The organism is Pseudomonas sp. BBP2017 (genome assembly GCF_003024385.1).
Taxonomy (GTDB): Bacteria; Pseudomonadota; Gammaproteobacteria; order Pseudomonadales; family Pseudomonadaceae; genus Aquipseudomonas.
In genome coordinates, this window is record NZ_PVZN01000001.1 from 358069 (window position 1) to 370560 (window position 12492).

General features: G+C 57.2%; 13 protein-coding genes and 1 pseudogene. 4 read left to right on the forward strand and 10 right to left on the reverse strand.

Going from position 1 to position 12492, the window contains the following annotated elements:
• Window positions 1-4: 4 nt before the first annotated feature.
• From kdpA to C6382_RS24525, 5 genes and pseudogenes are all read right to left on the reverse strand, one after another.
• Window positions 5-1699, reverse strand: a complete 1695-nt coding sequence (kdpA, locus tag C6382_RS01640; RefSeq protein ID WP_107022805.1) for a potassium-transporting ATPase subunit KdpA — start codon at window positions 1697-1699, stop codon at window positions 5-7.
• Window positions 1700-1707: 8 nt separating this feature from the next.
• Entirely contained in the window at window positions 1708-1797 is a 90-nt protein-coding gene (gene kdpF, locus C6382_RS01645; protein WP_105642480.1) for a K(+)-transporting ATPase subunit F, read from the reverse strand.
• A gap of 114 nt (window positions 1798-1911) precedes the next feature.
• Window positions 1912-3609 carry a bifunctional diguanylate cyclase/phosphodiesterase gene (locus C6382_RS01650; RefSeq protein WP_107022806.1) on the reverse strand — a complete coding sequence of 566 codons (1698 nt, stop codon included), beginning with the start codon at window positions 3607-3609 and terminating at the stop codon, window positions 1912-1914.
• Between the two features lie 22 nt (window positions 3610-3631).
• Window positions 3632-4510 carry a methyl-accepting chemotaxis protein gene (locus tag C6382_RS24520; protein WP_371919547.1) on the reverse strand — a complete coding sequence of 293 codons (879 nt, stop codon included), beginning with the start codon at window positions 4508-4510 and terminating at the stop codon, window positions 3632-3634.
• Window positions 4511-4918: 408 nt separating this feature from the next.
• Window positions 4919-5080 (reverse strand): annotated as a pseudogene (locus C6382_RS24525) (PAS domain-containing protein); the annotation flags it as partial.
• A 368-nt stretch (window positions 5081-5448) separates the two neighbouring features.
• On the opposite strand from C6382_RS24525, the gene C6382_RS01660 reads away from it, so the two are divergent.
• The 4 genes from C6382_RS01660 to C6382_RS01675 all read left to right on the forward strand — a co-directional run bounded on the left by C6382_RS01660 (window position 5449) and on the right by C6382_RS01675 (window position 8792).
• Window positions 5449-5763, forward strand: coding sequence for a helix-turn-helix domain-containing protein (locus tag C6382_RS01660; RefSeq protein WP_107022808.1), 315 nt, complete (start codon window positions 5449-5451; stop codon window positions 5761-5763).
• Between the two features lie 241 nt (window positions 5764-6004).
• Entirely contained in the window at window positions 6005-7315 is a 1311-nt protein-coding gene (locus C6382_RS01665; RefSeq protein WP_107022809.1) for a C4-dicarboxylate transporter DctA, read from the forward strand.
• Window positions 7316-7384: 69 nt separating this feature from the next.
• A complete protein-coding gene (locus tag C6382_RS01670; protein ID WP_107022810.1) occupies window positions 7385-8089 on the forward strand; it encodes a FadR/GntR family transcriptional regulator in 705 nt (234 codons plus the stop codon).
• Between the two features lie 16 nt (window positions 8090-8105).
• The gene (locus C6382_RS01675) at window positions 8106-8792 is read left to right on the forward strand and encodes a GntR family transcriptional regulator (protein WP_107022811.1); all 687 of its coding nucleotides are present in this window, start codon (window positions 8106-8108) and stop codon (window positions 8790-8792) included.
• 635 nt (window positions 8793-9427) lie between these two features.
• Here the strand turns inward: C6382_RS01675 and C6382_RS24530 are convergent.
• From C6382_RS24530 to C6382_RS01700, 5 genes are all read right to left on the reverse strand, one after another.
• Complete coding sequence (locus C6382_RS24530) at window positions 9428-9862, reverse strand: hypothetical protein (RefSeq protein WP_371919545.1); 435 nt, start codon at window positions 9860-9862, stop codon at window positions 9428-9430.
• Window positions 9863-9882: 20 nt separating this feature from the next.
• Complete coding sequence (locus tag C6382_RS01685; RefSeq protein WP_107022812.1) at window positions 9883-10584, reverse strand: hypothetical protein; 702 nt, start codon at window positions 10582-10584, stop codon at window positions 9883-9885.
• Complete coding sequence (locus C6382_RS01690; RefSeq protein WP_371919546.1) at window positions 10584-11078, reverse strand: hypothetical protein; 495 nt, start codon at window positions 11076-11078, stop codon at window positions 10584-10586. The genes C6382_RS01685 and C6382_RS01690 overlap by 1 nt, the downstream gene beginning before the upstream one ends.
• Before the next feature lie 268 nt (window positions 11079-11346).
• Complete coding sequence (locus C6382_RS01695) at window positions 11347-11847, reverse strand: hypothetical protein (protein WP_107022813.1); 501 nt, start codon at window positions 11845-11847, stop codon at window positions 11347-11349.
• A 77-nt stretch (window positions 11848-11924) separates the two neighbouring features.
• Entirely contained in the window at window positions 11925-12413 is a 489-nt protein-coding gene (locus C6382_RS01700; RefSeq protein ID WP_256588902.1) for a hypothetical protein, read from the reverse strand.
• Window positions 12414-12492: the final 79 nt, after the last annotated feature.

A 12492-nucleotide genomic window follows, 5' to 3' on the forward strand; every position in this document is an offset into this window, starting at 1 on the left:
CTCCTCAGAAACCCAGGCTCAAGTGTTCGGTGATCGGGCCCAGGGCCAGGGCCGGCAGGAAGGTCAATCCACCGATCAATAGAATGGTGACGACCAGCAAGGTGGCAAACAACGGACCGTGGGTCGGGAAGCTGTTCGCGCCCAGCGGCGCGCTCTTCTTCTGCGCCAGACTGCCGGCCAGGGCCAGCACCGGCAGGATGTAGCCAAAGCGGCCGATCAACATGCCCAAGCCGAGCATCAGGTTGTGGTAGGTGGTGTTGGCACCGAAGCCGGCAAACGCGGAACCGTTGTTGGCGCTGGCCGAGGTATAGGCGTAGAGCACCTGACTGAAGCCGTGGGCACCGGGGTTGGTCACCGCCGCAACGGGGCCTGGCAGACTGGCCGCCAGAGCGCCGAGAATCAGCACGCCGACCGGCATCACCAGCAGGGTCGCCACCAGCAGTTGCACTTCCCGCGCCTGGAGTTTCTTGCCCAGGTACTCCGGTGTGCGGCCGATCATCAAGCCGGCCAGGAACACCGCAATGAGGACGTTGAGCAGCATGCCGTAGAGCCCGGCACCGACGCCGCCAAAGATCACCTCGCCAACCATCATGTTGACCAGCGCGACCATCCCGCTGATGGGGTTGAGGCTGTCGTGCATGTTGTTCACCGAGCCGTTGGAAGCGGCGGTGGTGGTCACCGTCCAGAGTACGCTGGCGGTGGTGCCGAAGCGGTTCTCCTTGCCTTCCAGTGGTGCGCTCTGGGCAACCTGCGGGTTGTTCAGGCTCGGGTTGGCCTGGTATTCCGACCACAGCGCCGTGCCGCCACCGATCAGGAACAGCGCCAGCATGCAGGCGATGATCGCCCGGCTCTGGCGCAGGTCTTTGACATAGTGACCGAAGGTGAACACCAGGGCTGCCGGAATCAGAATGATCGAGGCAACTTCGAACAGGTTGCTCCAGGCCGTCGGGTTCTCGAACGGGTGCGCCGAGTTAACGCCAAAGAAGCCGCCGCCATTGGTGCCCAGTTGCTTGATGGCGATCTGGCTGGCCGCCGGGCCCAGCGGGATGGTCTGGTCAGCCCCTTGCAGGGTCAGGGCCTGGACGTAATGACCGAAGGTCTGTGGCACGCCCTGCCAGACCAGCAACAAGGCCAGCAGCAGGCACAGCGGCAGCAAGCCGTAGAGCGTGGCCCGGGTCATGTCGACCCAGAAGTTGCCCAGGGTGTGGGCAGAGCGCCGGGCAATCCCGCGGCACAGCGCGACCAGCACGGCAAGGCCGGTGGCAGCACTGACAAAGTTCTGCACCGTCAACCCGATCATCTGGCTCAGGTAGCTGACCGACGCTTCACCGCTGTAGGCCTGCCAGTTGGTATTGGTGACAAAACTCACCGCCGTATTGAACGCCAGCGACCACTCCTGACCCGGCAGGTGCTGCGGGTTGAGCGGCAGATAACCTTGTACAAGCAACACAGTAAACACCAGCAGGAAACCGGCCAGGTTGAAAGCCAGCAAGGCCAGGGTGTATTGCTTCCAGTTGTGCTCGGCTTCAGCATCGACTCCGGCCAGCCGGTAGCAACCACGCTCCACCGGCGCCAACACGGGAGACAGCCAGGTGCGCTGCCCCTCCATCACTTTGTAATAGAAACGCCCAAGCCAGGGTGCCGGGACCAACACTAGCGCAAAGAACGCCAGCAGCAACGCATAATCGTAACTGTGCATGGTCGCTCCTAACCCCGGTCAGCGCGCAGCAGCGCGACCATCAGGTAGATCATCAACGCCACTGCCAACAGCAGTGACACCCCGTCCAGAATGCTCATCGAAACTCTCCGTCCTTACGGCACTTGCCGCTGACGGTCATTGTCGGTAGAGCTGCTGTAAAGGTGCGAGATCAGGACCCTGGCCAGGTCATAAAGAATGCGTAAAGAACCCCCTTAGCGCCCTGCCAATGCCTGCCACTGTGGCGGTTGTTGATAGTTGGCGACCCAATCGACGACCGCCTCGGCCGGCATCGGCCGAGCAATGCCGTAGCCCTGAGCGACATCACAGCCCAGGCCCATCAGCAACAGACCGTGCTCGATGGTCTCCAGGCCCTCGGCAATCACCTGGCGACCAAAGGCCCTGGCCAGACCGATCACCGCCCGGGTCAGCGCCAGGTCGTCATGATCGATGAGGATGTCGCGCACAAAGGATTTGTCGATCTTGATGGTGCGGGTCGGCAGCCGCTTGAGGTAACTCAAGGACGAGTAGCCGGTGCCGAAATCATCCAGCGAGAACTGCACACCCAACTGCTGGCAGGCGTCCAGGCATTGACTGACACGCTGGATGTTCTCGATCGCTACCGACTCGACGATTTCCAGATCGAGCATCTGCGGTGCCACGGCCGGGTGACGCGCCAGCAGGCGCTTGAGGCGCTCGACAAAGTCACTGCGCTGAACGTGCCGGGCAGCGATGTTCACGCTCACTGGCCATACGTGTCCAGCCTGCTGCCAGCACTGCATCTGCGCCATGGCCTGGGCGATGACCCACTCGCCGATGTCGACAATCAGGTCGGTCTGCTCCACCAGCGGCAGGAAATCGGTCGGCGCCACCAAGCCCTTGAGCGGGTGCTGCCAGCGCAGCAACGCCTCGAAACCGAGCACCTGGCCACTGCGCATATTGACCTTGGGTTGGTAATGCAGGCACAGCTCACCCTTGGTCAGGGCCTGACGCACCCGTGCCACAGTCTGGTGAGTGGCCTTGACCTCGCGATCCAGCGACACATCGAACAGGTGATAGCGATTGCGTCCACTCTGCTTGGCCACGTACAGCGCCTGATCGGCATGACGCACCAAGGTGTCGGCATCTTCATTGTCGAGGGGGAACAGGGTCACTCCGATGCTGGCGCTGACACTGACCTCACGCTCACGGATCGAGTACGGCGCGGCAATCGCTTTGAGCACCCGTTGCAGTGCCAACTGCAACTGCGCCGGGTCCTGTACATGACGCAGGATCAACACGAACTCATCGCCCGAGAGCCGCGCCACCGCATCGCCGCCACGCAAGATGCCCTTCAAGCGATTGGCCACTTCCACCAGCAACAGGTCGCCACTGGCATGACCGTAGCCGTCATTGACCGCCTTGAAGCCATCCAGATCAAGCATGCACACAGCCAAGGCAATGTCTTCCCGCCGCGAGAACTCCAGTGCCTGATTCAGCAGCTCAGACAGGTAGGCGCGATTGGGCAGCCCTGTCAGCACGTCGTGGCCCACCCGCCACTGCAGGGTATGCAGCAGCCGGCGCTTCTCGGTCACGTCGAAGCGGATCGACACATACTTGCGCACCCGGCCACTGGCCGGATCGATCAGCGGTACCATGGTGCTGTCGACCCAGTACAGCGAACCGTCCTTGGCGCGGTTGCAGATCTCGCCCTTCCACACCCTGCCAGCGACCAGGGCACGCCACATGCCGTCAAAAAACGCCGGATCGTGCAGGCCGGAATTGAGAATCCGGTGGTTGGCCCCCAGCAGCTCGTCGCGACGGTACCCCGAGATACTGCAAAACTGCTCGTTGACGTAAGTGATCCGACCACTCAAGTCGGTTTCAGAAAAGATCGCGGCCGCATCAACGGCCGTGCGGTAATTATCGTCCATGAAAATCTCGTACCCTGAAGGCTCAGCGATTGAAGCGCTCGACCAAGGCACGCAGGCCCGAAGAAATGTGTTCCAGTTCTGCTCCGCGGGTGGCGGCAGCATTGGCGTTTTGCGCGGTGCGCTGCACAGTGCTGGCAACGCTGTTGATCTGCGCACAGACCTCTTCGGCCACCGACGACTGCTCCTGAGACGCCGCCGCCATTTGCTGGCTCATGTCACTGATACGTTCCACCGCCACGCGGATACCCTGCAATGCCTGCTGTGCCTCCAGCACTCGTGCCACGCCGTGCTGCGCTTCATCGATGCCCAGACTGGCAATACTCACCGCCTGGTCGGCACCGGCGCGCAAACTCTCGATGATGCCCTGAATCTGTACGGTCGATTGCCGGGTCTTGCCGGCCAGCGCCCGTACTTCATCGGCGACCACGGCGAAACCGCGCCCCTGCTCACCGGCACGGGCCGCTTCAATCGCGGCATTGAGGGCCAACAGGTTGGTCTGCTCGGCAATCGCACGGATCACTTCAGCGGCCAGGGAGATATCCTGGGTCTGGCCAGCCAGGTGAGTTACGGCCTGATTGATCTGGCTGACAGTGCCGGCCAGCAACTGGATCGCCTCACGCATGCTGCCGGCCACCGCACTGCCCTGTCCGGCCAATTGATTGGCCGTGTGCGCCTCGCCGGCAGTGTCCTGCACATGACGCGCAACCTCGGCAATCGAGGCCGCCATCTCGGTCATCGCAGTGGCGGTCATGTCGGTTTCTGCGCGTTGCTCGAGCAGGGCCGATTCGGTATGGCCCGACAGGCTGCTGGAGTCTCTGGCCGCCTCGCTCATTTGCACCGCGAGGTCGCTCAGTCGCGTCAATGCGGTTTTCAACCGCGCCTCTTCGCTGATCAGGATCATTTGCAACTGCGCCGCAGGCCCCAGAGCGTCGCTGTAGGTCAACGCCACGACAGGATCGGCAAAGGTGTTGCCCGAGCCTTGGACGATCTGCGCCAACTGGCGTCCCAGGCGCTGATGCGCCCACAGACCGACCAAGCCGAACAATCCCAGAGCAATTCCGTGGCCCGGCCAACCAGGCAACAGCCACTGGGCACCGATGGCGATCGCACCAGCCAGCAGCGGCACACACGTAACCTGCGCCAGCAACGCCAGACGCCGCCCCGCAGGAACCGCTGCCTTGCCCTCACGCAAACGCGCGTAAAGTGCTTCGGCGCGGCGCACCTGCTCACGGCTCGGCTTGACCCGAACCGACTCGTAGCCCACCAGGCGACCACCTTCAAGAATCGGCGTGACGTAGGCGCTGACCCAATAGAAGTTGCCGTTCTTGCAGCGATTCTTGACGATCCCCATCCAGCTTTGGCCGGCCTTGAGGTACTGCCACATCTGCTGGAACACCACTGCGGGCATGTCCGGATGACGTACCAGGTTGTGTGGGCTGCCGATCAGTTCGGCCTGGCTGAAGCCACTCATGGCGGCGAATTCAGCGTTGCAATAGGTGATGTTGCTGGCGGTGTCGGTAGCAGAAATGAGCCGTTGGTCATCTCCGAACGTCTGTTCGACAGAGGTGACCGGCAGGTTGAAACGCACGTTGAAACTCCCTTTGCTGCAGTTTGCCGCCTAGCGCAAACCATACATCCGGCACAGGGAAACCACGCCAGGTGCGTGATTTTCCCAATGTCCGGGCCACGAAATCGGGTTGAAACTTGATTGTTTTTGACCTGTCCAGCCCATTCACGGGATGAATTACATCACATTTTGCAACAAAATGTGATGAAATATGGCGTTGTGCCATTCCAACGGTTACCGTTAAGTTCTTGATTCTAAATGGAAATCAAGCGATGAATCATTCAAGTTTGGGTTCGGCCATCAAGCGCTACCGCAAGGTTGCCGGGCTTACTCAGGCTGAACTTGGCGAACGGTCCGGCTTCGACCCCAAGACCATCAGCCGCTTTGAAACCGGCACCTATACCCCGAGCGTCGACGCCCTGTTGGTCTTTGCCGAAATATTGGGCATCAAGTTGAAAGCCTTTTTCACCGATCAAGACGACGAAGGCGAACAGCGTGGTTACCTGTTCGGCGTTATCCACAACGCTCCATCCCACGCCTTGGGCGATTTGATCGCAGCTGTCGATCGGGCCCTGTCCAAGCGTTAGCCCCTCTTCAACCTACGGCAGACCTGGCCTTTGTTGGCTATATCAGCGTGATGAACCTCAACTGGTCAGACCGGTAAAGCCAATTATTCTCCATTCAGCCACAAACCCCTTGCAAACGCGGAAAATACGCGCCTACACTGCCCCCGCACTGGACATACCGGTAAGACCACAATAATTAAGTCCTCCGCTCTTTCGCCTGCTCCCGGCATCGAAGCAAGGACACCGATCAGAGATCCCTCCCATGCTCAAATGGTGCTCGCGTTCGATCTTCCTCCAAGTAGTGCTCGGCCTGGTGCTTGGCGTCGCCTGTGGCCTCAGCTTTCCTGAAGTTTCCCTGCAGCTCAAACCCTTGGGTGACGGCTTTATCAAGCTGATCAAAATGCTCATCGGGCTGATCGTGTTCTGTGTCGTGGTCAGCGGTATCTCCGGTGCGGGCGACCTGAAAAAGGTCGGACGGATCGGCCTGAAATCGGTGATCTACTTCGAAATACTGACCACCATCGCCTTGGTCATCGGCCTGGTGTTTGCCTTTACCTCCGGGATCGGCAGCGGCGCCAACATCCACCTCGACCAGCTGTCGAGCGCCGAAGCCGGCAACCTGGCCGAACGCGGCCAACATATCCATGGCACTGCCGCTTTCCTTATGGACCTGATCCCGACGTCGGTGATCGGGGCCTTCGCTGACAACAACATCCTGCAAGTGCTGCTGTTTTCAGTGCTGTTCGGCAGTGCCCTGAATCTGGTCGGTGAGGCAGCGTCCGGAATCTCGCGGCTGATCAACGAACTGAGTCATGTGATCTTCCGCATCATGGGTATGATCGTGCGCCTGGCGCCGATCGGCGTGTTCGGCGCCATCGCCTTCACCACCAGCAAATATGGCCTGGAATCGCTGCAGCACCTGGGTGGCCTGGTCGCCTTGTTCTACCTGACCTGTACCGGTTTCGTGCTGTTGATCCTGGGAACCGTGATGCGTCTTTCGGGCCTGCGTCTCCTGCCGTTCATCAAGTACCTGCGCGAAGAGCTGACCATCGTGCTCGGCACCGCTTCTTCCGACGCTGTATTGCCGCAGATCATGCGCAAACTCGAACACCTGGGCATCGGTAACTCCACTGTCGGCCTGGTGATCCCGACCGGCTATTCCTTTAACCTCGATGGTTTCTCGATCTATCTGACCCTGGCCATTGTCTTCATCGCCAATGCCACCGGCACCCCACTGGCAATGACCGACCTGCTGACCATCCTCCTGGTATCGCTGATCACCTCCAAGGGCGCCCACGGCATCCCAGGTTCGGCGCTGGTGATTCTGGCCGCGACCCTGACTGCGATTCCGGCGATCCCGGTGGTCGGCCTGGTGCTGGTGCTGGCGGTGGACTGGTTCATGGGCATCGGCCGGGCGTTGACCAACCTGATCGGCAACTGTGTGGCGACCGTCGCCATCGGCCGCTGGGAAGGTGATATCGACATGGAACGGGCCAACAATGTACTGGCTGGCAAACAGGGCTTTGGCTTTGCCCAACGCAAGACACCCAACGCCCATCAACAAGAGTTCTGAGTGCAAGGGCCGGCACTGACGGTGCCGGCCCCAGGAGCGAACCATGCAAGCGTACTCATGGAGTGAACAGTGATTACTTCATCGACCGTAGTGAATTCCGTAGTGGAAAAACTCCGCCAGGCCCTGGCCCGCGGCCAGTGGCGTTCCGGTGACATGCTTCCGGGGCAACGTGAGCTGGCCGAGCAACTGGGCATCAGCCGCCCCAGCCTGCGTGAAGCGGTGACCGTACTGGAAACCCTCGGCCTGGTCCGCTCGATGCCGGGCAAAGGGGTGCTGGTACTCGACGCCGACCTGGCCGAAGCCGCGCAAGCACAGACCGGCGTGGCCGAAGCCAGCCTGGAAGATGTACTGCAACTGCGCTACACCCTGGAGCCATTCATCGTCGGCCTGGTTGCGCAGTCGATCAGCAGCAAGGAAATCGGCCAGTTGCGCCTGACCCTGATGGACATGCGCGAAGCCCTTGAGGCCGAGGACAGCGAAGCTGGGGTCAACGCCTACATCGCCTTCCACGAAGAACTGTTCACCCTCACCGCCAATCCGATTTTCCAGAGCGTGGTGCAGCAGACCAGCAATGCCCTCAAGCAAAGTGCCGCGGTGCTGCGCAATTCCCCAGAACACCTGGCGGCTCGCCTGGAAGAAAATGAAGCGGTAGTCCGCGCCATCCGCAACAAAAACAGTGCCCAGGCGAGTGCGCAAATGCGTCACCACATCCTCCAGGAAGGCCGGCGCATGGGTATCGAACTGAACATACCGGACGAACATCCGGCCACTTGAATTCAGGAGAGCATTGATGAACGCCAGCGCCCAAGCCCCTGTGACCGCCCTGCCCCCGTTACTTACCCATGGCGAAGTTCGCCTGTCGGCCGAGCAGATCTACCCGCGTCTGTTCGACGCCATTCTCGAACAGCGCCTGGCGCCGGGCAGCGCCCTGCCTGAACAGGCACTGGGTGAAGCGTTCGGAGTCAGTCGCACCGTGATTCGCCGGGTGTTGGGCCGCCTGTGCGACCAGCAAGTGATCGTTCAACGCCCGAGTCACACCGCGCGCCTGGCAGCCCCCGACCCGCAACAAGCGCGGCAGATCCTCAGCGCCCGGCGTCTGGCCGAAACCACCCTGATCACCCTCGCCGCACAACGCTCGCGACCGGCAAAAATCCGCCAACTGCGTGAACTGGTCGCGCGCGAACGCCAGCACCACGAACAGGGTCAGCGCTGCACGGCAATCCGCCTGGGCGGCGAGTTCCACCTGAAACTGGCGGAGATCGCCAACAACGCTCCGTTGACGCGCTTTCTCAATGGTCTGGTGCCACAAACTTCGTTGATCATCGCCCAGTACGAAGCTCGCCCGTGCAGCCATTGCGCCTGGCAGGAGCACGCCGCGATCATCGATGCGCTCGAACGGGGTGACGGCGAAGCGGCCCTGGCCTTGATGCACCAGCACCTGGACCATATCGAGGCCAAGCTGGATCTGGAATCCTGAACCTGCTGGAGCGGGCCTTGTCCCGCGATCGGTCGCGCAGCGGCCGTAAAATCTGAGCTTGCGGTACAACTGTCACACCGCATTAGGTTCAGCATGAAATCCCGAGAAAGCCAACATCTGCTACTTGCAGCGCTGAGATTTGATGTTCAAACGCTGCAGGCTCCTGAATTTGCACCCAGAAGCACAGCCACCGCCTTGGGGGGCTGCCACCGCCGTAATACAGAGTTCTTCCCGTTACCGTGGGTCGTTGCAGCGGCTCCATGAAAGATCGCATTTGCTGTAAATGGCCACCACCGCCCCGCCAAGGTATACTAACCATTAATCAGTACTGAGCGGAACGTTAACTTTCGCCTTAATGCAAGGCACACCGGGAGACAGATAAGGCCTAATGAACTCCGCTACTTTTTCTTTTTGCTTTCGCCTGCAAAAAACGTTGAGACTCCAACTTACTATTCGACCAAGCCGCTGATCGAAGTGAGTAAATTTTAAATCTACAACCTCCCTATTGGTTGCAATAGCCAACTGTGTGAAATCTCTCCACTCATATATCAAATGATGATATTGAGCGTGCATTTCTCGATAGCTCTTTGAGTACGCCATCGAGAGGTACGTCAAGCCCAGGCCTCCGGGACCTATCAGCGCGCCGAGCAAGAAAGACGGGTCAATGGTAGCCATGAAAATGAAAAAATCGCCGTTATTCCTGCAAGCCATTTCAAAAATGTCAGAGCCCATTTCGGGAAATCTTTCCATTCACAGCACTCCACCCCTGACTTAGTAAAGCGATAGGCAAAATTCATTCGCTGATGGGTCATGGACGAAACCACTGACAACATAAGTATATAAAAAAATACACACGAAGATATTCGCCAAGACTGACCCATCCCTTCATACACCGAATACATAATGAACGCCCTCACCAATATTAATATAGCCATGAAAAAAAACATACCATTGGCTACAAATGTGTTGTAGTTACGCGCCCGAATCACCCAAGCCATTAATTCAGGCTCGTGCGAAAATTTCCATTGAAGCTGCGACGGCAGATCAAGGGACTTATCAAGATCAAACATTATAGTTCTCAACGATAAGTTTAATTAGGGACCATCAACTTCAATAGCTCAGTGCTTTTGTATGTCAGCACAATGCCATCCTTTTCCATCAGTTCATTGTTAAACGTATTATTGGCACGATCGGCCTCGTTCACCGCCCATTCCAGTGCCAGTCGAAACATGTAACCGCGACCATCTGACCGCTGCCGCACGTCGCGCGGGTATTTAACTTCCAACTCAAGGATCGGATTGCCCGTCGGACTGTCAATCCAGACTTGCCACAGACGGTGTTGATCTTTTGAGGTGTAAGTGAAATCTGCTGGGCGAAGGTTATATACGGGTCCGCTGGGCAACTCTCCGAGCCGCTTCGGATCGACCCAGTTGCCATCAAGAAACTGGTCGTAAACGTTATTCTCCGTGGCATACAGCCGATCTTTAGAGAAATAGCGCTTCTCGACGATTGCCGGTTGCAAGGTCAGCTCTTTGCCCGCCAGCGGTGCCGGCAGTTGGATTTGTACCCAGAAGCCCAGACACTTTCTCGGGGTGCTGCCACCACCGTAATACAGAGTTCTTCCCATTACCGTGGGTCGTTGCAAGGTCTCCATCAGGGAGGTCATCTGCTTGAGATGCCCATCATCGTCCAACCATTCGGGGGCTGCCCCGCACCCCCGGCTGCAACGGTACAACCACAAGCGCAGCCCCTCACGTTTGAAACGGTCGGCGGTCCATGAACGCTCAACCATCAGTCGGTACTAAGCGGAACATTAACTTTGGTCTTAATGAAAGGCACACCTGGAGACAGATAAGGCCTGATAAACTCCGCCACCCTTTCTTTTTGCTTTCGTTTGCAAAAAATATTCAGGCTCCAATTAGTTTCAAAGTCATCCCCGCCCATGGTGATGGTGTATTTCAAATCGACCACCTCACGATTGGTAGCAATGGCGAGCTGCGTAAATTCTTCCCACTTAAACGCATAGTGATGGTAGTAGGTATGCATTTCCCGATAATTCTTTGAGTACGCCATCGAGAGATACGTCAAACCCACACCACCAGGACCTATCAGCGCCCCAAGCAAAAATGATGGATCAATAGTCGCCATGAAAATAAAAAAAATCGCCGTTATCCCCGCAAGCCATTTCAAAAAAGTCAGGACCCATTCCGGAAAATCTTTCCAATTACAATACTCAACTCCAGAGTGAGTAAATCGATAGGCAAAATTCATTCGCTGATGGGTCATACTAGAAATCGTGAGTGCAATAATTATGAAAAAACACAAACTAATTATGCCCCTGAACAACAAACCTTCACCCGGCGCCGGTACTAAATATACAACATATGCCCCCCAGCTATCAAAATAGACATAAATGCGAACATGCAATTAGCCACGAACGTATTATAATTACGCGCCCGAGTCATCCAGCCTAACAACTCGGGCTCATGCGCAAATTTCCATTGAAGCTGCGGTGGTAGATCAAGGGACTTATTAAAACTCAACATACTAGCGCTCAATGATCACTTGAATGAGGGACGTGCAATTTTAATACCTGAGTGCTTTTATGGGTGAGCACGATGCCATCCTTCTCCATCAGCTCACTGCTAGATGCGCTGTTGACTCGATCAGCCTCGTTCGCCGCCCATTCAAGAGCCAGTCGGAACATGTAACCGCGGCCATCTGACCGCTGCCGCACGTCGCGCGGGTATTTAACTTCCAACTCAAGGATCGGACTGGCCGTCGGACTGTCAATCCAGACTTGCCACAGACGATGTTGTTCCCTCGAGGTGTAAGTGAAGTCCGCTGAGCGAAGGCTATATACGGGTCCGCTGGGCAACTCTCCGAGTCGCTTCGGATCGACCCAGTTACCATCAAGAAACTGGTCGTAAACGTTATTCTCCGTGGCGTACATCCGATCTTTAGAGAAATAGCGTCTCTCGACAATTGCCGGTTGCAAGGTCAGCTCTTTGCCCGCCAGCGCTGCCGGCAGTTGGATTTGCACCCAGAAGCCCATACACTTTCTCGAGGCACTGTTACCACCGCAATACAAAGCGCGTCCAACTACAGAGAACCGTAGCTGCCTATCCCCCATTAGTACTGTGGAACGTCAGCCTTGGTTTTAATGCAAGGCACACCTGGAGACAGATAAGATTTAATAAAATCAGCCACGCTTTCTTTCTGTTTCCTTTTGCAAAAAATATTAACTCCCCCACTGGTTATATGATCACGCCCTTCTTGGGTCACGCTATATTTAAACTCGACGATTTCTCTATTAGTAACAATAGCGAGCTGCGTAAGCTCATCCCACTTAAATGCATAGCAATGGTATTGGGCATGCATCTCCCTATAACTTTTTGAGTATGCCATCGAAAGATATGTCAAACCCACTCCACCAGGACCTATCAGCGCACCAAGCAAAAACGACGGATCAATGGTTGCCATGAAAATAAATAAAATCGCCGTTATCCCTGCAAGCCACTTCAAAAATGTCAGGGGCCATTTGGGGAAATCCTTCCACTCACAATGCTCCAATCCCGACTCACTAAAACGATAAGCACAATTTATTCGCTGATGGGTCATGGACGAAACCACTGACAACATAAGTATAAAAAAAATATACACGAAGATATTCGCCAAGACTGATCCATCCCTTCATACA

What these genes read in the sequence shown, in the direction of transcription:
- kdpA (WP_107022805.1), bottom strand. Translation starts at nt 1,699, where the DNA reads ATGCACAGTTACGATTATGCGTTGCTGCTGGCGTTCTTTGCGCTAGTG.
- kdpF (WP_105642480.1), bottom strand. Translation starts at nt 1,797, where the DNA reads ATGAGCATTCTGGACGGGGTGTCACTGCTGTTGGCAGTGGCGTTGATG.
- C6382_RS01650 (WP_107022806.1), bottom strand. Translation starts at nt 3,609, where the DNA reads ATGGACGATAATTACCGCACGGCCGTTGATGCGGCCGCGATCTTTTCT.
- C6382_RS24520 (WP_371919547.1), bottom strand. Translation starts at nt 4,510, where the DNA reads ATGATCCTGATCAGCGAAGAGGCGCGGTTGAAAACCGCATTGACGCGA.
- C6382_RS01660 (WP_107022808.1), top strand. Translation starts at nt 5,449, where the DNA reads ATGAATCATTCAAGTTTGGGTTCGGCCATCAAGCGCTACCGCAAGGTT.
- C6382_RS01665 (WP_107022809.1), top strand. Translation starts at nt 6,005, where the DNA reads ATGCTCAAATGGTGCTCGCGTTCGATCTTCCTCCAAGTAGTGCTCGGC.
- C6382_RS01675 (WP_107022811.1), top strand. Translation starts at nt 8,106, where the DNA reads ATGAACGCCAGCGCCCAAGCCCCTGTGACCGCCCTGCCCCCGTTACTT.
- C6382_RS24530 (WP_371919545.1), bottom strand. Translation starts at nt 9,862, where the DNA reads ATGTTTGATCTTGATAAGTCCCTTGATCTGCCGTCGCAGCTTCAATGG.
- C6382_RS01685 (WP_107022812.1), bottom strand. Translation starts at nt 10,584, where the DNA reads ATGGTTGAGCGTTCATGGACCGCCGACCGTTTCAAACGTGAGGGGCTG.
- C6382_RS01690 (WP_371919546.1), bottom strand. Translation starts at nt 11,078, where the DNA reads ATGACCCATCAGCGAATGAATTTTGCCTATCGATTTACTCACTCTGGA.
- C6382_RS01695 (WP_107022813.1), bottom strand. Translation starts at nt 11,847, where the DNA reads ATGGGCTTCTGGGTGCAAATCCAACTGCCGGCAGCGCTGGCGGGCAAA.
- C6382_RS01700 (WP_256588902.1), bottom strand. Translation starts at nt 12,413, where the DNA reads ATGACCCATCAGCGAATAAATTGTGCTTATCGTTTTAGTGAGTCGGGA.